This window comes from Acidisoma silvae (assembly GCF_020618775.1).
Classification (GTDB): Bacteria; Pseudomonadota; Alphaproteobacteria; order Acetobacterales; family Acetobacteraceae; genus Acidisoma; species Acidisoma silvae.
This window is the reverse complement of record NZ_JAESVB010000001.1, coordinates 320,048-339,909: the sequence shown is the minus strand read 5'-3', so window position 1 is coordinate 339,909 and position 19,862 is coordinate 320,048. Positions and strand designations below refer to the sequence as shown.

At 63.6% G+C, this 19,862-nt stretch carries 21 protein-coding genes; 6 read left to right on the top strand and 15 right to left on the bottom strand.

Annotated features, from left to right (window positions below; translation table 11 throughout):
- The first annotated feature begins 91 nt into the window (after positions 1–91).
- Together ASILVAE211_RS01600 and ASILVAE211_RS01595 are read left to right on the top strand one after the other, a co-directional pair.
- On the top strand, positions 92–1,615 hold the full coding sequence (locus ASILVAE211_RS01600) for a class I SAM-dependent methyltransferase (RefSeq protein WP_227319533.1): 1,524 nt from the start codon (positions 92–94) through the stop codon (positions 1,613–1,615).
- A gap of 49 nt (positions 1,616–1,664) precedes the next feature.
- Positions 1,665–2,858, top strand: a complete 1,194-nt coding sequence (locus ASILVAE211_RS01595; RefSeq protein ID WP_227319532.1) for a rhamnan synthesis F family protein — start codon at positions 1,665–1,667, stop codon at positions 2,856–2,858.
- A gap of 6 nt (positions 2,859–2,864) precedes the next feature.
- Here ASILVAE211_RS01595 and ASILVAE211_RS01590 read toward each other — a convergent pair whose 3' ends face one another.
- The 9 genes from ASILVAE211_RS01590 to ASILVAE211_RS01550 all read right to left on the bottom strand — a co-directional run bounded on the left by ASILVAE211_RS01590 (position 2,865) and on the right by ASILVAE211_RS01550 (position 11,196).
- Positions 2,865–3,323, bottom strand: a complete 459-nt coding sequence (locus tag ASILVAE211_RS01590) for a molybdenum cofactor biosynthesis protein MoaE (RefSeq protein ID WP_227319531.1) — start codon at positions 3,321–3,323, stop codon at positions 2,865–2,867.
- Positions 3,324–3,325: 2 nt separating this feature from the next.
- Positions 3,326–3,586 carry a molybdopterin converting factor subunit 1 gene (gene moaD, locus ASILVAE211_RS01585; protein ID WP_264478636.1) on the bottom strand — a complete coding sequence of 87 codons (261 nt, stop codon included), beginning with the start codon at positions 3,584–3,586 and terminating at the stop codon, positions 3,326–3,328.
- Positions 3,587–3,629: 43 nt separating this feature from the next.
- On the bottom strand, positions 3,630–4,274 hold the full coding sequence (locus tag ASILVAE211_RS01580; protein ID WP_227319530.1) for a hypothetical protein: 645 nt from the start codon (positions 4,272–4,274) through the stop codon (positions 3,630–3,632).
- A gap of 141 nt (positions 4,275–4,415) precedes the next feature.
- Positions 4,416–5,012 carry a CDP-diacylglycerol--glycerol-3-phosphate 3-phosphatidyltransferase gene (gene pgsA / locus ASILVAE211_RS01575; protein WP_227319529.1) on the bottom strand — a complete coding sequence of 199 codons (597 nt, stop codon included), beginning with the start codon at positions 5,010–5,012 and terminating at the stop codon, positions 4,416–4,418.
- Between the two features lie 29 nt (positions 5,013–5,041).
- Positions 5,042–6,997, bottom strand: a complete 1,956-nt coding sequence (gene uvrC / locus ASILVAE211_RS01570) for an excinuclease ABC subunit UvrC (protein ID WP_264478635.1) — start codon at positions 6,995–6,997, stop codon at positions 5,042–5,044.
- Between the two features lie 224 nt (positions 6,998–7,221).
- Positions 7,222–7,635 carry a dihydroneopterin aldolase gene (locus ASILVAE211_RS01565; RefSeq protein WP_227319528.1) on the bottom strand — a complete coding sequence of 138 codons (414 nt, stop codon included), beginning with the start codon at positions 7,633–7,635 and terminating at the stop codon, positions 7,222–7,224.
- Entirely contained in the window at positions 7,632–8,405 is a 774-nt protein-coding gene (locus tag ASILVAE211_RS01560; protein ID WP_227319527.1) for an SDR family oxidoreductase, read from the bottom strand. The genes ASILVAE211_RS01565 and ASILVAE211_RS01560 overlap by 4 nt, the downstream gene beginning before the upstream one ends.
- A complete protein-coding gene (gene uvrB / locus ASILVAE211_RS01555) occupies positions 8,402–10,633 on the bottom strand; it encodes an excinuclease ABC subunit UvrB (protein WP_319799525.1) in 2,232 nt (743 codons plus the stop codon). Before uvrB ends, ASILVAE211_RS01560 begins: the two co-directional genes overlap by 4 nt.
- A 239-nt stretch (positions 10,634–10,872) precedes the next feature.
- Complete coding sequence (locus tag ASILVAE211_RS01550) at positions 10,873–11,196, bottom strand: DUF1127 domain-containing protein (protein ID WP_227319526.1); 324 nt, start codon at positions 11,194–11,196, stop codon at positions 10,873–10,875.
- On the opposite strand from ASILVAE211_RS01550, the gene ASILVAE211_RS01545 reads away from it, so the two are divergent.
- Positions 11,195–12,091, top strand: coding sequence for a LysR substrate-binding domain-containing protein (locus ASILVAE211_RS01545; protein ID WP_227319525.1), 897 nt, complete (start codon positions 11,195–11,197; stop codon positions 12,089–12,091). The genes ASILVAE211_RS01550 and ASILVAE211_RS01545 overlap by 2 nt on opposite strands.
- Positions 12,092–12,109: 18 nt before the next feature.
- On the opposite strand, the gene ASILVAE211_RS01540 is transcribed toward ASILVAE211_RS01545, so the two are convergent.
- Positions 12,110–12,571: a helix-turn-helix domain-containing protein gene (locus ASILVAE211_RS01540; protein ID WP_227319524.1), complete on the bottom strand. Its 462-nt coding sequence runs from the start codon at positions 12,569–12,571 to the stop codon at positions 12,110–12,112.
- A gap of 239 nt (positions 12,572–12,810) precedes the next feature.
- A complete protein-coding gene (lnt, locus tag ASILVAE211_RS01535) occupies positions 12,811–14,310 on the bottom strand; it encodes an apolipoprotein N-acyltransferase (protein ID WP_227319523.1) in 1,500 nt (499 codons plus the stop codon).
- Positions 14,311–14,391: 81 nt separating this feature from the next.
- On the opposite strand from lnt, the gene tsaB reads away from it, so the two are divergent.
- Genes tsaB through ASILVAE211_RS01520 form a run of 3 tightly spaced genes read left to right on the top strand, consistent with a single transcriptional unit; the run spans position 14,392 to position 16,589 of the window.
- Positions 14,392–15,111 carry a tRNA (adenosine(37)-N6)-threonylcarbamoyltransferase complex dimerization subunit type 1 TsaB gene (gene tsaB, locus ASILVAE211_RS01530; RefSeq protein ID WP_227319522.1) on the top strand — a complete coding sequence of 240 codons (720 nt, stop codon included), beginning with the start codon at positions 14,392–14,394 and terminating at the stop codon, positions 15,109–15,111.
- The gene (rimI, locus tag ASILVAE211_RS01525) at positions 15,108–15,563 is read left to right on the top strand and encodes a ribosomal protein S18-alanine N-acetyltransferase (RefSeq protein WP_227319521.1); all 456 of its coding nucleotides are present in this window, start codon (positions 15,108–15,110) and stop codon (positions 15,561–15,563) included. The genes tsaB and rimI overlap by 4 nt, the downstream gene beginning before the upstream one ends.
- Positions 15,564–15,599: 36 nt before the next feature.
- Positions 15,600–16,589, top strand: coding sequence for a D-2-hydroxyacid dehydrogenase (locus ASILVAE211_RS01520; RefSeq protein WP_227319520.1), 990 nt, complete (start codon positions 15,600–15,602; stop codon positions 16,587–16,589).
- 18 nt (positions 16,590–16,607) lie between these two features.
- Here ASILVAE211_RS01520 and ASILVAE211_RS01515 read toward each other — a convergent pair whose 3' ends face one another.
- The 4 genes from ASILVAE211_RS01515 to ASILVAE211_RS01500 form a co-directional block, all read right to left on the bottom strand.
- The gene (locus ASILVAE211_RS01515) at positions 16,608–17,351 is read right to left on the bottom strand and encodes an SDR family NAD(P)-dependent oxidoreductase (protein ID WP_227319519.1); all 744 of its coding nucleotides are present in this window, start codon (positions 17,349–17,351) and stop codon (positions 16,608–16,610) included.
- Between the two features lie 24 nt (positions 17,352–17,375).
- Positions 17,376–18,824 carry a pyruvate kinase gene (pyk, locus tag ASILVAE211_RS01510; protein ID WP_227319518.1) on the bottom strand — a complete coding sequence of 483 codons (1,449 nt, stop codon included), beginning with the start codon at positions 18,822–18,824 and terminating at the stop codon, positions 17,376–17,378.
- A 123-nt stretch (positions 18,825–18,947) separates the two neighbouring features.
- Positions 18,948–19,280, bottom strand: a complete 333-nt coding sequence (locus ASILVAE211_RS01505; protein ID WP_227319517.1) for a DUF167 family protein — start codon at positions 19,278–19,280, stop codon at positions 18,948–18,950.
- Positions 19,281–19,289: 9 nt separating this feature from the next.
- A complete protein-coding gene (locus tag ASILVAE211_RS01500; RefSeq protein WP_227319516.1) occupies positions 19,290–19,859 on the bottom strand; it encodes a GNAT family N-acetyltransferase in 570 nt (189 codons plus the stop codon).
- Between the last annotated feature and the right edge of the window lie 3 nt (positions 19,860–19,862).

Here is a 19,862-nt window from a genome sequence, read left to right as displayed (position 1 = left end):
GTGTAGACGCGGCGCCTCCATCGCCCGACTTCCGGTTCTGTCATTATCCGTCCTTCCGATGGAGAGACGTCCCACCAGGGTGACATGGATAATGGCTGAAAGCCTGGACTTTCTATGGGCAGACCCAGCGGCAGCCCTGCCCTCGCCCGATAGTCCGTCCTGCCCGAACTGCGGCTCCTCCCATCCGAAATCCCTGATCTGCCGCTCGCTGCCTGGCCGCGATCCCGTCTGGGCGCTGTTGCGCTGCCCGGACTGCACCGCCGGCTTCTACGAAGATCAGACCGTGAGCGATTATGCCGACGAAGGCATGACCGCCGAGTCGACAACCTATTTCTTGCAGCAGGGCGCGGCTGTCAGCATTTTCGCCGATATCCTGGCCCATATCCAAAAAGCGCCCGGCGCCGCCTATGTCGAAATCGGCTGTGGCTTCGGTTTCGGGCTCGACGTTGCGCATCATGCCATGGGCTGGTCCGCGCGCGGCATGGACCCGGCGGACCTCTCGGCCGTCGGCCGCCGCCTGCTGGGGGTCGACATCACCCCTGCCTATTTCGATCCGACGACCGTGCCGTCCGGCAGCTGCGATGTCGTTATGGCGACCGAAGTGTTGGAACATCTGCCGGACCCCGGCGGTTTCCTGCGCGAAATCCGCCGCGGCCTGAAGCCCGACGGTATTGCCGTATTGACGACGCCGGATATCGCCGCCGTGCGCCCGGCCATTGCGAAACCGGTCTTGAGCGCCACGCTGACGGTCGGGCTGCATCTGGTTCTGCAAAGCGCGGCCAGCCTCGATTTCCTGTTGCGGCAGGCGGGGTTCACGCATGTTCTGGTGCAAAGCGATGGCTGGAAGCTGACCGCTTTCGCCGCAACGACACCGCTGGCACTTCGTGAAGACAAGGCGGCCCGTCAGGCAATCGCCATCCGCTACCTGACCGAAAGAGCGGAATCCCGCAGCCAGGACGACGACCTTTATTTCGGTTTCGCCGGACGAGCGTATTTCGAAGCGGTCTCGGCCCAGGACCAGGCTGCGGCAGAGCGCGTGTGGAAAGACCTTGGCCCAAGGCTCCAGCATCGATACCAAATCGATATCGACACGATCACCTCGCCCCTTCCGCAGACGACGGAGACCGTGAGCCGCGATATTTCCGCTGTCATGCCGCTCAATCTCGCGGCCATCATGCTGGCCCGCGCCTATCAGCGACTACAGGCCGTTGAAGCCCGCGCCGGGCTTTTGCCGCGGTTTGCGGCCATCAATGCCGTTTGCGCGCCGCTCTGGTCCTGGCTGAACGCCTTGCAGATCGGCGATATGCAGACAAGACAGATCCTTTGGGTGGCGCAGGCGGAGGTAGCGCTCTGCGTGGCCGCGCAAGGACGGCGGGCTGTTCTGCCGATGATGGCGAAGCTCGCCGAGTCGCCGACCGGGTCCGGACGCGAGGCAATCGTCCGCAGGTCCATCGAATTGCTGATCCATGGCGAAAAACCCTATCTCGCAACAAAGCTTGCGCGACAGGAATCGCTTCCCCACATGCGTGTAACAGGGGACACATTGGTTACAGCTCTGTTACGCTCGTTCCTGCGGGAATTGTTTTATCGGTCGAGGCAAGCGCTTCGTGGCTGAGGAGAGGAAGATCAGCGATATATCGCCGCGAGGCGCCCTCGGGGAACCGATGACATGGCGCGTTCTGGTCAGGCGCTTCCGTGACGCCGAGAACCGGCCGCTCGCGGCGCGTAACCTGGCGCGGCATGCCTTGCGGGCTGCCTATGCCCGAATGCTGCGCCTTTATCACCCCATGCGGAGCGCCGCTCGCGAATGCTCGGTGCAGCTGCGCATCGCTGCAGCCTGGCCATTGGGCTTCCTGCATTCCACCCATCAAGTGGTGGAACGATATGACGATCCCGAACAGCTTTTGGGCGCAGATGTCGCGCTCTTCGTCCATTTTGATGCCGAGGGGCGTGTGCTGCCGGCAACGCGCGCTTTCTTGAGCGGCCTGGCGCAGACCGGCCTTTCCATCGTGTTCGTGACGAATTCCGGCTTCATCCTGGAAGAGGATAAGGCCTTCCTGCGGGAACATTGCCGGTCCATTCTGATCCGGCGCAATCTTGGCTATGATTTCGGCGCCTGGCGCGATGCCCTGGATACGCTCGGCCTGCCGCGCGCGGATACGCGGGCGGTCTATCTCGTCAATGACAGCGTCTATGGCCCCTTCACCGATCTGGCGCCGCTGCTGGCGACAATCGATTTCGACCAGGCCGATATCTGGGGCGTGACCGAAAGCTGGCAGCACCACTATCACCTGCAATCCTTCTTCCTCGCCTGCGGCGAGACCGCGATCCGCAGCCAGTCCTGGCGACGCTTCTGGGCGTCCGTCAGGCCTATCCCCTGCAAGGACTGGGTCATCCGCCATTGCGAAATCGGGTTTACGCGCGCCTTGGCGAAAGGCGGCATTACGACAGCCGCGCTTTTTCCGAACGAGTCGCTGCTGGACCGCGCCGAATTGGACCGGCTGGAACAGGTGGTCGCGGCCGACGATGAGGCCGATGGCCAGAATGCGCGGCTCAGGGCCGAGGCCGTTCACGCCGAACGCATCCTGTTCTACGCCCAGCGCGAACCGGTGCCGCTCAACCCCTCCATCGATCTCTGGCGCCAACTTCTGCAAGCCGGCTATCCCTTCCTCAAGCGCGAGTTGCTTTTGCGGAACCCGACCAGAGTGGCTGATGTCTTCGAATGGGAAGAAGTCGTCAGCCAGTCGCTGCACGCCGACCCTCAGCCCTTGGCCGACGAAATCCGGCAGTCGCTCGGCACCCGTCTGGCTGAGGTCTGGAACGACCCCGCCGGCATTCGGCCGAAGGATGCCGCCTAAAGAAGGTTACGGCGTCTGCCAGCGCGCGGCGGCACTGTCATCGGCGTTGCGTGCTTCGACCCAGATATCGGTGCCGTCCGCCAGATGCTCCTTCTTCCAGAAGGGCGCCGCGACCTTCAGCCAGTCGATGAGATAGGCGGTCGCGTCCAAAGCTGCCTGACGATGTCCGCAAGCCGTCATCACCAGTACGATCTGCCCGCCCAGCGGAATACGCCCGGTGCGATGAATGACGCGGCAGGCGGATAGCGCAAACCGCGTCTCGGCCTCGGCCGCCATGCTGGCAATCGCGCGCTCCGTCATGCCGGGATAATGTTCCAGGGTCATGGCCGTCATCGGCGCAGCCGCGCCCCCACGCACGATGCCGATGAAAGAGGCGACGGCCCCGATATCACCGGCTGCCGCGCGCAGCGCCGCCATCTCGGTGCCGAGATCGAAATCTTCCGGCCCCACGCGAATGAAGGCCATGCTCAGCCCCCGGTGATGGGTGGAAACAGGGCGATCTCGTCACCCGCGCGAATGGGCGTGGCGTCGGACGCGAAATCCTGATTGACGGCGCTGCGGATACGGGCGGTCTCGGTCAGCACCGCGGCATAGGCGCCCCCGCGTCCGCGCAGCCAGCCGAGCAGGTCGCCGACCGTCCCGATGCCCGGCGGCAGGGCGACTTCTTCCTCGGCGCAGCCCAGCCTTTCCCGCAGCCAGGCGAAATACAATAGCCGCACAACCATCATAAAACCTTCCGCGAACGGGGCTGCCGCGCCGCGGACCCGGCCATCAGTGCGGGCTGGGAACGCTGCTGATCGTCCCGTTCGGCATCACCAGCGTGCTGGTGCCATTGCCGTTCGGGATCAGGATGGCGCCGGACTGGCCATTGATCGGCGCCAGCGTCTGGTAATTGGCGGTGCCGCCGATGATCGTCGTGCTGCCCTGCGGCGTCGCGATGGCCGTGCCGAGCTTAGGCATGGTCAAAGCCGGGGGCGCTGCGGTCGCGTTCATATTCGACAGCGGCGCGGTGGTGCTCAAGGGATTGGTCACGGCCGGCGGGCGTACCGCACCACCGGATACCGGAGCCGAGGACGTGCCGCCCTGCATGCCCGGCAGCGTGCCGAGGCTGGGGATCTGGCCCGGCGTGGCCGGCACCGGACCAAGCTGCGGCGATGCGCTGCCGCTCAGGTCCATCTGCTTCTGAATATCGGCGAGCGTCGGCATCGCCGGGATGGCGGTCGGCCAGACCTGCCCGCTTTCCGGGACAAGGGTCGGCGCCAGACCGGCCTTACCGTCAGCGCGCTGCATCGACAGGCTGTCATTGCCCGTCGGCTTGTTGGGGTTGCTCGCAACCGTATGCGTCTGGCCAATGAAATGGCCGAAACCGGTGCAGCCTGAAAGGAGAAGCAGCCCGGTCAAAGCAATCCGCCGCATGAAGGTCGCATCCTTGATCTTGCCCGAGGGTAGGGCCGGTCGCGGGCCGGGCTATCCCGTCACGCTTCGCTGCCTTGATGGCATGGCTGAGGGGGAGCCATCAAGGAAGCCGCAACGGATATTCTTATGATCGACTTAGCTTCACGCCTTCAAATCGTTACGCCCGGTGCCGAGCTCGGCGTGGCGGATGCCGGCGGTCAGATAATCCCACCCCGTAATGATCGTCAGAATGGCCGAAATCCACAGAAGAACGATTCCGATCAGCCAGACCGGCAGCCATTGGATATGCAGAAGCAGCGCCGTGCCGTTGCCTGCGATCAGAAAGCCGAGCGCGCCGATCTGGAAAGTAGTCTTCCACTTGGCCAGGCGCGTCACCGGCAGGCCGATCCGGATTTCGGCCAGAAACTCCCGCAATCCGCTGACCAGAATTTCGCGGCACATGATGATGATGGCGGGATAAAGACCCCAGGGGCCAAGCCGCCCGTCGCCGGCCAGCATGATCAGCACCGCCCCGACCAGCAGCTTGTCGGCAATCGGATCGAGCATGCGACCCAGATCGGAAAACTGCTGTCGGCTGCGCGCCAGCTTGCCATCCAGATAATCGGTGATGCCGGCAAAGGCGAAAACCAGGCAGGCGGCCAGGTCGCCCGCCGGCAGCCGTAGCGACGCCAGCACGATCAGCACCGGAATCGCGGCGATGCGCGACAGGGTCAGCACATTGGGAAGGTCTGTTAGCATGCGGACCTCGAATCAAGCGGGCTTCGCCGTCAGGAAACGCCTTCCATCCGGACGCCGGGGTGAAAATGCGCATAGACGCGCTTCGCTGTCTCCCGATTAATTCCGGGTACAGCTGCGAGATCATTGAGACCCGCCTGCTTGACGCCACGGGCCGAGCCGAAATGATGCAGCAAGGCCCGTTTCCGCGCAGCGCCGATCCCCGCGATCTCGTCCAGTTCGCTGCGCGTAATGTCCCGCGACCGGCCTGACCGATGGGTGGTGATGGCGAAACGATGCGCCTCGTCCCGCAGGCGCTGCAAGAAATACAGCACCGGATCGCGCGGCGGCAGCTGAAAGGGCTCATGGCCCTCGCGGTGAAACCACTCCCGCCCGGCATTGCGGTCCGGTCCCTTGGCGATGGCGACGAGCGGAATATCGCCCACGCCCATTTCCTCCATCACCGCGCGGGCGGCCGAGAGCTGACCGGCGCCGCCATCGATGATGACCAGATCGGGCCAATGCGGGTCGTCACGATCCGCATGTTCCTTCAGCGCCCGGCCGAAACGGCGCAGCAGGACTTCGCGCATCATCCCGAAATCGTCGCCGGGAGCCACCGGCCCCTTGATGGAAAATTTGCGGTAGGCCTGTTTCATCAACCCGTCCGGCCCCGCCACAACCATGACGCCATAGGCATTGCTACCCATGATATGGCTGTTGTCGTAGGTCTCGATCCGCTCCAGCGGTGCCGGCAGGCCGAACAGTTCGGCCGTCGCGTCGAGCAGCTTGCCCTGCCCCGCCGTCTCGGCCAGCTTGCGCTCCAGGCTTTCGCGGGCATTGAGCTCGGCATGGGCGACGACGGCGCGCTTCTCGCCCCGCTGCGGCACGCTGATGGTGACGACACGACCGGCTTTCAGCGTCAGCGCCTCGGCGATCAGCGCTTCCTCTTCCAGCGGATGGTTGAGCAGCAGAAGCGGCGGCGGCGGCTTATCCTCGTAAAACTGCGCCACAAAGGCCGCGAGCACCTCGGCCAGTTCCTCGCCCTTGGTATGCAACGGATAGAAGGCGCGGTTGCCGTTGTTGTGTCCGCCACGCACGAAGAAGACCTGCACGCAGGTTTGCCCGGCGATCTGCCAGGCGGCAATGACATCGGCATCATTGAGGCTGGCGGGGTTGATGACGCCGGTGCCCTGGACATGGGACAGGCCCCGGATGCGGTCGCGGATCGTCGCCGCCCGCTCGAATTCCATGGCGGTCGAGGCCTGTTCCATCTCGGCCGCTAATTGCTGCTGGATATTGGCCGCCTTGCCGCTGAGGAAGGCTTTCGCCTGCGCCACCAGACCCGCGTAATCCTCCTTCGAGATGTGGTCGACGCAGGGGGCCGAACAGCGCTTGATCTGGAACAGCAGACAGGGCCGGCTGCGATTGGCGAAGACGCTGTCGGTGCAGGAGCGGAGCAGAAACAGCCGCTCCAGCGCCGTCAGGCTCTGATTGACCGACCAGGCGGAGGCGAAAGGCCCCCAATACGTCCCCTTCCGCGTCTGCGCGCCGCGATGCTTCACGACCTGCGGAAAGTCATGATCCTCGGCCAGCATGATCCAGGGGTAGCTCTTGTCGTCGCGCAGCACGATATTGAAGCGCGGCTTGAGGCGCTTGATGAGATTGGCCTCAAGCAGCAGCGCTTCGGCCTCGGTATGGGTGGTGACGATCTCCATCGAAATCGTCTCGGCCACCATCCGGCGCAGACGCTCCGGCAGGCGGGCGATCTGGGTATAGGAATGGACGCGCTTCTTCAGGCTGCGCGCCTTGCCGACATAGAGCGCGTCGCCCTTGCCATCCAGCATCCGGTAGACGCCGGGAACCAGCGGCATGGTCTCCAGCGTGCGCTCGATCACCGCGACGCCATTGGCAATCGAGACCGGGCGGCCCGGTGCCGGCACCGTCACGTCGACGGCCGCATCGGCAGGCACGGCCATAGGTTCGGTGTCGGGACTTTGGCTATCGCTCATCATGGTCATCTTAGCGGAAATCTTCTCCCCAAGCCGGATCACCCCTGTGGATAACACTGTGGAGCAAACTGCGGCGATCAGGGTTCTATTGGGAATCGGCCTTGAGCCGATCTGTGGATGTTTTTGCGAACGACTTCAGTAAGTTATTGATATAATTCAAATTAATACCAAAGTTCAGGATTTTGTGATCTTTGGACTGAAACGAAGCTGTAACTTTCTCCGCTTCAGGCAGCTGGTGGAAAAACCTGATCCCGCAGGCGCAGAATCTCGACCCCGGCCGATGTGGCATCCGCAAAAACTGAAAGTTTTTCAACGGATACGCGCGTGGACAACACGCGCGGATCCTGAAGGGTCAGACGCGCGATCTCCTCCGCCATCGTCTCCACCAGTTCGACATGCGCCCGGTTGATATAGGAGCGGATGCGCTGGGACAGGCCGTCGTAATCCACCACCCGCGTCACGATATCCGGCCCCACGCCACCGGGGTGGTCCAGCCCGTCATCCCGCATTTCGAAGGAGATATTGATCCGCACCGGCTGCTTGCGCCCCTTTTCGGACGCATAGACCCCGATCCGGGCCCCCAGTTGCAGATCGCGGATGAAAACCCGGCGCAGGCCGTAGGTCGGGCTCTCCGTCATTCCAGAACCTCCGTGGCCGATGCCGGCGCCCATTGCAGATGCTGCGCGCCATCCAGCGCGATCATCTGCCCGGTAAAGGACGGCATCGCGAGCACGGCGAGCGCAGTCTGGGCGACTTCCTCGGGCGAGGTGCCATGGCCCAGCGGCACGGAGGCCGCCTGGCGGTCGAAATCCGCCTGGGCTTGGCGTGGACTCGGCATCGCGGGACCAGGACCGATGCCGACGACGCGGATGCGGGGCGCGAGCGCCAGCGCCATGGTCTGGGTCAACGTCCACAGCGCCGCCTTCGACAGGGTATAGGACATGAAATGCGGGGTCAGCGACCAAACGCGCTGATCGAGCAGGTTGATGACAACACCCTTCGCGTCATCCGGCAGCGCCCGCGCCATATCCTGGATCAGCACGAAAGGCGCGCGCAGATTGGGCTCGATATGCCGGTCCCAGCTTTCGCGCGTCGCGTCATGCCATTCGTCGCGCTCGAAGGTGCTGGCATTATTGACCAGCACACCAACCGGTCCCAGCCGCTCCGTCGCCTGAGCAATCAGAGTCCCGACCTCAGCCTCCTGGCCCAGATCGGCTTGCAGTGTGATGGCGCGCACGCCCTCATCCCGCAGAGCCCTCGCCAGCTGCTCTGCCTCGTCACCGCTGGAATTATAGTGAATAGCGACCGAAAAGCCGCTCGCCGCCAAAGCTTCGGTGACAGCACGGCCAAGCCGCTTGGCGCCCCCGGTGATAAGGGCTGCACGCGGGATACGCGGATCGATGGTCATCGCTTTGTCCGTCCTGCTCCGCGGCCCGTGGGAGACTTGCCGCCACGACGGCTGTTACCACGCCGCTTCTCAGGATCGTAGCCGCCGCCGCCAGGCCCCAAAGGTTCCGGCATATAGTCCTGCCTCTGTCTCACACCACTCGACGGCGGCGGCTCGATGCCGAGTTCCAGCGCTTCCAGCCGCTTGAGTTCGTCGCGCAGTCTTGCTGCCTCCTCGAATTCCAGATCGGCGGCGGCAGCACGCATCCGCTTCTCGATTTCAGCGATGGAACTGCGCAGATCCTTGCCGACGAAATCGGAGATGCCGCCATTCTTGACCGGCGCGACCGTCACATAATCCTGCTCGAAGACGGATTCGAGCACTTCACTGATTTGCTTGCGCACCGAAATCGGCGTGATGCCATGCGCCGTGTTCCAGGCCTGCTGCTTTTCGCGGCGCCGGTCGGTTTCCCCAATCGCCGCTTCCAGGCTGCGGGTCATGTGATCGGCGTAGCAGATGACGCGGCCGTCCACATTACGCGCGGCGCGGCCGATGGTCTGGATGAGACTGGTCTGGCTACGCAGAAAGCCTTCCTTATCCGCATCCAGAATGGCGACGAGCATGCATTCGGGAATATCCAAACCCTCACGCAGCAGGTTGATGCCGATCAGCACATCGAAAACGCCCAGGCGCAGATTGCGGATGATCTCGATCCGCTCCAGCGTGTCGACGTCGGAATGCAGATAGCGCACGCGCACGCCCTGTTCCGTCAGATATTCGGTGAGGTCTTCGGCCATGCGCTTGGTCAGCGTGGTCACCAGAGACCGGCCGCCGCGATCGCGCACCAGCCGCACTTCCGCCAGCAGATCGTCGACCTGACTGCCGACAGGACGGATCTCGACCACCGGGTCGATCAGGCCCGTCGGCCGGATGACCTGCTCGGCGAAGCTGCCGCCGGTGCGCTCCATCTCCCACGGCCCCGGGGTTGCGCTAACAAAGACAGTCTGCGGACGGAAGCGTTCCCATTCATCGAAGGTCAACGGCCTATTGTCCGCGCAACTCGGCAGGCGGAAACCGAATTCGGACAGCACGGTCTTGCGCGCGGCGTCGCCACGCGACATGCCGCCGATCTGCGGCACGGTGACATGGCTTTCATCGACGATCAGCAAAGAGTTCTCGGGCAGGTATTCGAAGAATGTCGGCGGCGGGTCACCCGGCGCGCGACCCGTGAGGTAGCGCGAGTAATTCTCGATGCCCTTGCAAGACCCTGTCGTCTCCATCATCTCGATATCGAAGGTGGTGCGCTGGTTGAGGCGCTCGACTTCCAGCAGTTTGCCCTCGGCTTCCAGTTCCGCCAGCCGATCCTTCAACTCCTGCTTGATGCGGATGATGGCCTGGGTCAGCGTCGGGCGCGGCGTCACGTAATGGCTATTCGCATAGACCGTGACGGCATCGATCGTGCCGGTGACATTGCCGGTCAGCGGATCGAATTCGGAAATGCTTTCGATATCGTCGCCGAACAGCGACACGCGCCAGGCGCGGTCCTCGTAATGGCTGGGATAGATATCGACCACTTCCCCGCGCAGGCGGAAGGTGCCACGGGCGAAAGCGGCATCGTTGCGGCGATACTGCAATTCCACCAGCGCCTTGGCCAGCTTGTCACGATCGATGCTGCCGCCGACTTCCAGCTTGACCACCATCTTGGCATAGGTCTCGACCGACCCGATACCGTAGATGCAGGAGACCGAGGCGACGACAATGACGTCATTGCGCTCCAGAATGGCCTGGGTCGCGGAATGGCGCATGCGATCGATCTGCTCGTTGACCTGCGCATCCTTCTCCACATAGGTGTCGGTGCGCGGCACATAGGCTTCCGGCTGGTAGTAATCGTAGTAGCTGACGAAATACTCCACCGCATTGTCGGGGAAAAAGCTCTTCATCTCGGCATAGAGCTGCGCCGCCAGCGTCTTGTTCGGCGCCAGGATCAGCGTCGGGCGCTGAATCTTTTCGATCACCTTGGCCATGGTGAAGGTCTTGCCCGAGCCGGTGACGCCGAGCAGCACCTGGTCGCGCTCCTCGGCATCTGTGCCGGCGACCAATTGGCGAATGGCCGTGGGCTGGTCGCCGTTCGGCTCGAATTCCGAGACCACCCTGAACGGCGTCTTGGCCGGCCGTGGCGGCTGCTTCTCTGGCATGAAGGCCAAGGGAAGATCGGTAAGCGCTGTGGATCGGGTGGCTGCCTGGGACATATCGGGAACATAGTCCCTCGTGTGGCGATTTGGAAATTCGCAGTCGCTCGCGGCATGCGAGGTGCGAAATTTCCAAATCAGAGCCACACGAGCAAATATATGATTCCAGTGTGCTTTTTGAATTTGAAGTTCGCTCCAGCAGAGCCGCAACTGTTTGCGAACTTCAAATTCAGCACACTGGCAGTTAGATTATCGAGAGGGCCTAATGCGGCAAATGGCCTTGCGCATGGCAGAACCGATCAGAATCCGTCGCGCTGCCATTTCTCGATCTCGTAGCCCAGCTGGGCGCGTGAGACGCCGATATCTGACAGCATGCGCGGGTCCATGGTCGCCAATTCGCGCTTGAGGCGGTTCGCTTTGGCAAGCCGCGCATAACGGTCGCGAAATCCCTGCCACAGACGGGCGGGTGTGGCGAAAACGGAGCGGCTGGCGGTCTTTCGTCCGAGGGTGAGTGACATGGCCTTGTCCCATTCGGGGTTTGTGATGGGCTCAAGGTGATCTCGCGCGCGTAATAAGAAAAACGAATTGTTTTGATCATCTGAATCAAATATGTTGATGGCCATGCTGCGCCCCGCAACGCTCGACCCCGATCTTCTGCGTGCCTTCGTGCTGATCGCCGAGGAACGCAGTTTCACGCGCGCCGCTCAAATGGTCGGCCGCACGCAATCGGCCGTATCCATGCAGGTGCAGCGGCTGGAAGGCATTCTTGGCCAGCAATTGTTCCATCGCGGTCGCGGCGGCCAAGTCGACCAGACCCGGCACGGCCAGTTCCTGCTGGACCGTGCGCGCGAAATGCTGGCGCTGAACGACGATATCTGGCGCACCTTCCACCAGCCTTCGGTCAGTGGGCAGGTTCGCCTGGGCGTGCCGGACGACTACGCCCTGCGCTTTCTGCCGCGCGTGCTGATGCGTTTCGCGGAAGTGCATCCTGATGTCGAAGTCGATGTCGTCTGCGCTCCGTCCAAGGAGCTGATCCCCCGCCTGCGCACGGGGGAGTTGGATCTGGCGCTGGTCTCGGAAGGGGATACGGCGGCGGGCATGGGCGGCGAACCGCTCTGGACCGGGCCTCTGGTCTGGATCGGCTCGGATCGGCACGCGACGCACAAAATGGATCCGCTTCCCCTCGCCCTGTCCGATCCCAGTTGCTGCTGGCGGCTCAGCGCGATCCAGGCTCTGGAGACGACAGGACGACGGTTTCGCGTGGCCTATACGTCATCGGCGCAGACCGGCACTTTGGCGCCGGTCATGGCTGGGCTCGCCATCACCATGTCACCCGCCACGGCCTTGCCGGAAGGTGTGCGTGTTCTGGGGCCGGAGGACGGATTGCCGCCTCTCCCAAACTTTCAGGTGTTGATGCTCAGGGCGCGAGAGGCGCGGCAGCCTGTCACCGATGCCTTGGCCGATTATATTTCCGAAACTTTCGCGCGCGAGGCCGTCAAGAGCAGCCAGGCCGCGTGAAACCGCCCCTGATGGCCCTCAGCTTGAGGCGACGGAAAGCGACTTCACCAGGTCCAGCACACGGCGGCGGACGTCGGGGTCGCTGATCCGGGTGAAGGCCGTCAGCAATTCGGTCTGATCTGCGGAAAGCGGCTCGGGGCCGTCCGTCAGGCCAGCCGGTTCTTCCGCCAGAGAAAAGCTGAGACTGACGGGGGCGGCAGAGGGAAGCGGCATCGGCCGCGCCTCGAAGTCGGACAGCCCGTCGAAGAAATAATCCGGCGAGACTTTGAAGACCCGGCACAGGTCATAAAGCCGGGATGCGCCGACGCGATTGACGCCACGCTCGTATTTCTGGATTTGCTGGAAGGTCAGCTGCAAAGCATCGCCCAGCTTTTCCTGCGACATGCCGAGAGCGGTTCGGCGCAGCCGAATGCGGGCGCCGACATGAATGTCGATCGGACTTGGCGCTGACTCGCCGTCACTGCCCGCACGCTTACCCATGAGGTCTTAAGGCCAGCCGAAAAAGGGTCGAAACATATCTCGGCGCATCAGTCTCTCTGGACGGTGTGAAAAGGGCAGCAAACGAAAGGAGGCAAGGATTTTTGATCTGTCCCGCCCCTGCATCTGACGCCGAAATGCCTGAAACGTTCCATTACCCAATTTTGGTAACAGTTTAGGCTGGCCGATTCCTTAACAAAATCGGCTGTAACATGGGCAATATGCCAATGTTAGGCAAAAATTTACGTTTTGCGAAACAGCCGCCGCCGCACGCCTAACACTACGCCCAGCAGCGCGGTGCAGATGCCGAGGATGGACGGCGCCCAAAGGCCCCAATAGGCGAAAAGCGTCGGCGGCAGCCGCCCCGGCAGCGGCGCCACCAGAACCCCCTGACGGCCATGGCCGATACGCATCTCCTCGCGCCCGGAGGCATCGAAAATCGCGGAAATGCCGGTATTGGCGGCGCGCGCCAAGGGCAGGCCTTCCTCCACCGCACGCATTCGCCCGGCCGCCAGATGCTGGCGCGGGCCGCTGCTATTGCCGAACCAGGCGTCATTGGTCGCGAGCGCGATCCAGTCCGGCCGGTCGCTTTCCTTGATGATCTGTCCGGAAAAGACCGATTCGTAGCAAATGATGGGCCCAACCGGCGGAATGCCCGGCACATGCAGCGTGGTCGGTCCCGTCCCGCGGCTGAAACCCTCCCCTGGCAATATCTGCATCGGCAGCCAGGCCGGCTGATATTCACCGAAGGGCACCAGATGCCATTTGTCATAGGTCGCCAGCAGCGGCCCCGGCCCACGTACGACGCCCAGGCTGTTGTAGATCGACTGGCCATCCGCCCCGAAACGGAGCATCCCCGCAATGACCGTCACATCCGGTCCGACTGTGTCGGCGATCGCCTGACGCGCGCCAACATCGGTCTGCAACATGAAGGGCGAGGCTGTTTCCGGCCAAAGCAGCACGATGGGCAGATTATGCGGATTAGTCGCCCTTGCCTTGGCGACGGCATCGGCGCTGAGCCGCAGGTAGCGGCGGAACAAGGCTATGGCTGCCGTCCGGTCGGACGCGAATTCGGCCGTGCCGTCCCCCTGGATCACGCCGACGATGGCGGCAGGCGTTGCCGGTCTGGCGCGCGACAGGCGCAGGCCACCGACCACTGCCCAGGCGACCATCAGGGCGATAGACGCCGCGAAACCGCGCAGGCCCAGCGACGGCAGGGATGCGACGAAGACGATGCACAGCGTCAGGCCCAGCACGCCGATCCAGGCGGCGGGCTGGATCAGCACCGTGCCGATCAGGCCGGGTATGGCGACATCGGTGCCCCAAAAATTCCAGGGAAACCCGGTGAAGACGAATTGCAGCGCGAGATCGGCAATCGTCCAGGTGCCAGCCAGAACCAGCAGCCGGGGCAGGCCGGGCGGCGCGAACCAGCACAGCGCGGCCGGCACGGCAGTAAAGACGCCGACCGCCAGCGCCAGCCCCGGCACGGCGAAAGGCACCAGCCACCAGAATTGCGCCGCCTCGATCAGGATCGGCTCGGTGATCCAGTAAAGGCCCACGACATTCAAGCCAAAACCGAAGGCGAGGCCGATTACACCGGCCTGTCTCCAGCTTTTGGCCCGCCCGATCAGCCAAATGAGCCCGGGCAGGCTGACCCATAGCGCCGGAAGGAGGTAGACAGGTGGCAAGGCCAAAGCCGCCACTATCCCAAAGATCAGTGCGAGAATGAGAGTCTTGCGCATGCAAAGGCGGCTATAGATGCGGATTGACCTTGGCAAGCCGCAGCCGTGTGGCTTTGTGTAACAGTTACAGGACGTTCCGCTTTGACCACCCCCGGCTTTCTCATCCTGGCGATCGACGCCGCCGCCAGCCTCTGTTCCACGGTCCTGTGGGAAAGCACAGCCGGCGCGACAGGCGGTCAGGTACGGGCGACTGTCGAGCGCCAGGGACCGACCGGAGAAGCCGCCTATCTGCCGCGCATGGTGGCGGATCTTCTGGCGGAAGCAGGCATAGCCGCCGTCGATCTTACAGCAATCGCGGTCAATGTCGGACCCGGCAGTTTCACCGGCCTGCGCGCTAGCATCGCCTTCGCGCAAGGCTTGGCCCTGGGGCTTGGCCTGCCGGTCATCGCTGTGACCGTCGCCGAAGCGCTCCGTGAAGCCGCTGGCGTCCATGACGCGGCCATGCCGCTTTGGTGCGCACTCGACGCGCGCCAAGGCCGGCTGTTTTTGCATCAGGGCGGTGACCCGGCGGCCTGGTCCGTCACCCAATTGTCCGATCCACCTATGCCGGCCGGATCGGTCCTGCTGACGGGTGACGCCGCGACCGCGCTTGGCGCGGTCCTGGCGGATGCCGGGGTCAAAGCCGAAGTGAGCAGCGCCGCTGAAAGCCATGCAAGCGACGTCGCGCCGGCCGCGATGAAGCGGCTGGCCGGACAATTGCCGCCACTGGCCGCCGTGCCGCTTTACATCGACCCGCCACGCGCCCTTTTGCCGCGCGGCGGGCTGCGGCCGCCGCCGCAAGGCTGGAGCGCCGAAGCGTGAGCGGTCTTGCCGCCCCGATCCAGAGCGTCGGACCGGCCTATGCTGCCGTGCTGGCTGCCATCCATGCGGCGGCCTTCCCGAACGAGCCCTGGGGTGCGGCCGCCTTCCAGACCCAGCTCGAAATGCACGGCGTCGTCGGCCTGCTCGACCAGCGCGGCGGATTGCTGATGCTGCGCGTGACGGCAGACGAGGCCGACATCCTGACCATCGGCGTCCTGCCCAATCTGCGCCGGCGCGGTCTGGGCCAAGGATTGCTGCAAAAGGGCATCGCCAAGGCCCGCGAGATCGGCGCTGCCTCCATTTTCCTGGAAGTCGATCAGGGCAATCGCGCGGCCCAGGCCCTTTATGCCGCCGCCGGATTCACCGAGGTCGGCCGCCGCAAGCGCTATTACGCCAATGGCGCGGATGCGCTGGTCCTGCGCCTGGACCTCTCCCCTGCCGCATCCGCGTGACTTGCCAGCAGGCATGCCAGACGCCAGTCTTGGTGCATGCGCATTCATATCCAGAACAATCCGAAGCAACCCGAAGTCTTCAACGTCTCACCCGAACAATGGGGGGAGGCCCTGATCCGGGCCGGCAGATCGCCCACCGGCTATCAGGTCAGTTTCGGTGAGACGGACGGCGAATTCACCGCCGTCGGTCCCGATGTTGAGATCCTGATTTCTGGTCCCGGCACCATCAAGCATCTGCTGCCCGAATTGCAGCCGGACCGCGCGCCGAAGCTGAAATTCATCTTCGCGGTGGCGGCGGGCGTGGACCATATGCCGGCGGACAGAATGCCGCCCGTCCCTTATCTAAATAACCGTGGCACGCACGCCGAGAAGGCTGGCGAATTCGTCGCCATGGCGCTGCTGATGCTGGCCGCCGAGATGCCGGCGATGATCGCCGATCAGCAGAACAAGGTCTGGGGCCAGCGCTTCACGCAAGGTCTGCGCGGCCGTCGCGCGACCATCCTCGGCCTCGGCGCCATGGGCGGTGCTGCCGCCGAACAGGCCAAGCATTTCGGAATGACGGTGACAGGTCTACGCACGCGGCCCGAACCGCATCCGGCCTGCGACCGCGTTCTGCCGACCGATCAGCTCGACGCGGTACTGCCGGAGACGGATTTCCTTATCATCTCCGCGCCGCTGACGCCCGCGACGCGCAAGATTTTGAACAAGGAGCGCATCGCGCTGCTGCCGAAAGGGTCTTTCGTCATCAATATCGGCCGTGGCCCGCTGATCGACCAGGAGGCGCTTTGCGACGCACTCGACGACGGCACTCTGGCCGGTGCCGTGCTGGATGTTTTCGATCCGGAACCCGTCAAGGCGGATGACCGCGTCTGGACCACGCGCAACATGATCATGACGCCGCATGTCTCGGTCGATGATGCCGTCAGCTATATCCCGCGCTCGCTGGATATCTTCTTCGCCAATCTCGCGGCTTTCGAAACCGGCGCGCCGCTGCTGACGCCGGTCGATTTTTCGAAGGGTTACTGACGACGCGGTCTCCGGCGGTCAGCGGCCGCCGGAGACCGTGACAACCGTGCCGGTAACATAGGACGAAGCCGGAGAAATCAGCCACAGCACGGCCTGGGCGATTTCCTCGGCCTCACCGACGCGGCCCATGGGAATGCCGCTGCGCTGCGCCTGTTCGCGCATTTCGGGGGTGGTCATGTCGGTCGCCGTCATGCCCGGGGCCACGACATTCACGCGGATACCCTCGCGCGCCACCTCGTTCGACAAGCCTTTGCTGAAACTCTCGACCGCGCCCTTGGTCGCGGCATAGGGCACGACGCCGTTTAACCCGCCGAGACGGGCGGCGACGGAGGAGACATTGACGATGGAGCCGCCCTGCCCGCCTTGCGCGGTCGACATGCGGCGCACGGCTTCCTGCGCGCAATAGATGGTGCCGAAAACATTGACGGCAAAAAGCCGTTCCAAATCGGCGGGCGTCTGCTTTTCGACGCGCGCCGCGGTACCGATCAGCCCGGCATTGTTGACCAGGCCGCCAATGGGGCCGAGCGCCGCTTCGGCAGCCGTGAACATCGCAGCCACCGCGGCCGGGTCCGCGACATCGCCACCGACCGCGACGGCCTGCCCGCCCGCTGCTTTGATGTCGGAAACCACGGCCTCAGCCGCATCCGCCCGGCTGGTGTAATTCACCGCGACCGGATAGCCCTGCGCCGCGAGTTGCCGGCATATGGCGGCGCCGATGCCCCGGCTGCCACCTGTCACAAGAACGGCTGCAAGCTGGGTCATCGGAACCTCCTTTAGAGAGACGGATTAAACTTTCGCCACGTGAACCATATTGGTGCCGCCGGACTGACGGAAGGGCACGCCGGCGACGACGATGATCTTCTCGCCCGGCTGCGCCATGTTTTCCTTCCGGGCTTCCTCGCGCGCCTGATCGGTCGCTTCGGTGAAGGAATCGATTTCCTGGCCGACAACCGCATGCACGCCCCAAACGACGGCCAAGCGGCGCGCCGTCTCATCACGCGGCGTCAGGCCCAGGATCGGGCAATCGGGACGCTCGCGGGCCACGCGCAGCGCCGTCATGCCGGTATCGGTGAAGGCTGCGATGGCCGGCGCCTTGATCGTATGGGCCACCTGACGGGCAGCCGAGGCGATAGCGTCCGACGCGGACCCTTCCGGCTCCGGCCGGGCGGCGTCCGTGATCTGGCGCCAACCGGCATCCTGCTCCACGCGGGCGACGATACGGTCCATGATATTGACCGCCTCGAAGGGATACTGCCCGGCGGCGGTTTCAGCCGAAAGCATCACGGCGTCCGCGCCGTCGAACACGGCGGTCGCGACGTCGGAGGCTTCGGCGCGGGTCGGCGCCGGGGCGGTGATCATGCTTTCCAGCATCTGGGTGGCGACCACGACCGGCTTGCCCATCTGGCGGGCGGTGCGGACGATGCGCTTCTGAGCCAGCGGCACTTCCTCGGGCGGCAGTTCGACGCCGAGATCGCCACGGGCGACCATAACGGCATCGGACAGGCGGATGATCTCATCCAGATTGTCCAGCGCCTGCGGCTTTTCGATCTTGACCATGATCCAGGCGCGACCGGCGGCGATTTCCTTCGCCTCGATCACGTCTTCCGGGCGTTGCACGAAGGACAGTCCGATATAGTCGACGCCGGCTTTCAAGGCGAAGTCGAGGTCGATGCGATCCTTTTCGGTCAGCGCCGGGATCGGTAGGATGACGTCGGGGACGTTCACGCCCTTACGGTCGGACAGCGGGCCACCGAAGATGACTTCGGTTTCCAGATGATCGTCGCGCTTATGCGTCACGCGCAGGCGCAGCTTCCCGTCATCCAGCAGCAGATGGCTGTTGATGGCGGCGGCCGCGATGATTTCGGGATGCGGCAGATTGACCCGGCGGGCGTCGCCCGGCGTCGGGTTGAGGTCGAGACGGAAGGCCTGGCCGGTCTGCAAATGCACCTTGCCGCCGGCAAAACGGCCAACGCGCAGCTTCGGTCCCTGGACATCGGCCAGGATGCCGATGGGACGATCGAAGCGCTTCTCGATCTCGCGGATGGACGCGATACGCGCCGCGTGATCTTCATGGCTGCCATGGCTGAAATTCAGCCGGAAGACATCGGCGCCGGTCTGGAACAGGCGTGTGATGATTTCGGTGGTCGAGCTTGCCGGCCCGAGGGTCGCGATGATCTTCGTGCGGCGGTGGCGGCGCAGCCGCTGTGAAGCGATCGGCGTACGAGAGAGCGACATTCCGGGCGTCCCAGCTTGATGATGCGGGGCAACGGCCCCTGACTAATAAAATCCGCCCAAAAGTCGGGAGCGATCCCAAATTCTCGGCGTCGGGCGCCATCAGCCATGAGAGGGGGGCGCGAATCAACCCCCTGCGCAAGCAACCCAATGCTCGAGCTTTGCGATAATCGCAGGGCCATCCCCTTCTATGAATAATATTTTAAATCGAGCGGTCTCACCGGACCTGATGGAAATGCTGCCTTTTCGCAGGTGCAGCATCTCCGCCAGATAAGCGATCAGAGCCTTGTTCGCGGCGCCCTCCACGGGCGGCGCCAAAAGCCGTATTTGCAGTACCGGCCTGCCATCTGTCCCTTGCACGATGCCGTCGATTCCGTTGCGGCTGGCGCGCGGCACCAGGCGGACAGCCAACCGCACGCCGTCTTTGTCCAGGGCAAAAGGCATGGCCGGTTCGGTCAAAGACAAGCCTCAGTCAAAACTGCGCGCATATTGGATGAAGCCTGAACGACGCGCGACTTTATTGTAGAGCGCCTGAGCCGTGCTATTGGTTTCATGCGTATGCCAATAGACGCTTTCACAACCCGCATCTTTTGCCGCAGTGCAGCAATGATTTATCAATGCACGACCAATACCCTTTCCGCGCATCTCCGGCAGGGCGAACAGATCGTTAAGATAGCAGACGTCACCGACCGTCCAGGTATTGCGGTGATACAGGAAATGGACGAGTCCGACCGCCGTTTCACCGTTCCAGGCGAGAGCGCCGAAAACAGGCTCCCGCGCGTTCAGCATTCTGGACCATAGCGTATCGGTCACGACCTCCGGCAGGTCCACCTCATAGAAGGTTTGATAGCCGCGCCAGAGCGGCATCCAGGCGTCCCGATCCCCTGACCGCAGGGCCAGTATCTGCATTGCGCTCATCCGCTGCCGTCCTTCTCGTTGCTGCTTTTGCGAGCTTAGGGCGCGTTTGGCGGTGACTGAAGGGAAAGCATCGACAGCCAGACGAATAGTTATTATTTCTAATTCGAATTGAAATATCATGAG

Bases quoted from the DNA above. Each gene is read 5' to 3' on its own strand.
- lnt (WP_227319523.1), bottom strand. From the start codon at position 14,310: ATGCGCAAGACTCTCATTCTCGCACTGATCTTTGGGATAGTGGCGGCT.
- ASILVAE211_RS01550 (WP_227319526.1), bottom strand. From the start codon at position 11,196: ATGGCCATCAACATATTTGATTCAGATGATCAAAACAATTCGTTTTTC.
- ASILVAE211_RS01590 (WP_227319531.1), bottom strand. From the start codon at position 3,323: ATGGCCTTCATTCGCGTGGGGCCGGAAGATTTCGATCTCGGCACCGAG.
- ASILVAE211_RS01540 (WP_227319524.1), bottom strand. From the start codon at position 12,571: ATGGGTAAGCGTGCGGGCAGTGACGGCGAGTCAGCGCCAAGTCCGATC.
- uvrC (WP_264478635.1), bottom strand. From the start codon at position 6,997: ATGAGCGATAGCCAAAGTCCCGACACCGAACCTATGGCCGTGCCTGCC.
- ASILVAE211_RS01545 (WP_227319525.1), top strand. From the start codon at position 11,195: ATGCTGCGCCCCGCAACGCTCGACCCCGATCTTCTGCGTGCCTTCGTG.
- ASILVAE211_RS01520 (WP_227319520.1), top strand. From the start codon at position 15,600: ATGCGCATTCATATCCAGAACAATCCGAAGCAACCCGAAGTCTTCAAC.
- ASILVAE211_RS01580 (WP_227319530.1), bottom strand. From the start codon at position 4,274: ATGCGGCGGATTGCTTTGACCGGGCTGCTTCTCCTTTCAGGCTGCACC.
- ASILVAE211_RS01515 (WP_227319519.1), bottom strand. From the start codon at position 17,351: ATGACCCAGCTTGCAGCCGTTCTTGTGACAGGTGGCAGCCGGGGCATC.
- moaD (WP_264478636.1), bottom strand. From the start codon at position 3,586: ATGATGGTTGTGCGGCTATTGTATTTCGCCTGGCTGCGGGAAAGGCTG.
- ASILVAE211_RS01565 (WP_227319528.1), bottom strand. From the start codon at position 7,635: ATGACGGAGAGCCCGACCTACGGCCTGCGCCGGGTTTTCATCCGCGAT.
- ASILVAE211_RS01600 (WP_227319533.1), top strand. From the start codon at position 92: ATGGCTGAAAGCCTGGACTTTCTATGGGCAGACCCAGCGGCAGCCCTG.
- uvrB (WP_319799525.1), bottom strand. From the start codon at position 10,633: ATGTCCCAGGCAGCCACCCGATCCACAGCGCTTACCGATCTTCCCTTG.
- ASILVAE211_RS01560 (WP_227319527.1), bottom strand. From the start codon at position 8,405: ATGACCATCGATCCGCGTATCCCGCGTGCAGCCCTTATCACCGGGGGC.
- pgsA (WP_227319529.1), bottom strand. From the start codon at position 5,012: ATGCTAACAGACCTTCCCAATGTGCTGACCCTGTCGCGCATCGCCGCG.
- ASILVAE211_RS01500 (WP_227319516.1), bottom strand. From the start codon at position 19,859: ATGATATTTCAATTCGAATTAGAAATAATAACTATTCGTCTGGCTGTC.
- ASILVAE211_RS01595 (WP_227319532.1), top strand. From the start codon at position 1,665: ATGACATGGCGCGTTCTGGTCAGGCGCTTCCGTGACGCCGAGAACCGG.
- pyk (WP_227319518.1), bottom strand. From the start codon at position 18,824: ATGTCGCTCTCTCGTACGCCGATCGCTTCACAGCGGCTGCGCCGCCAC.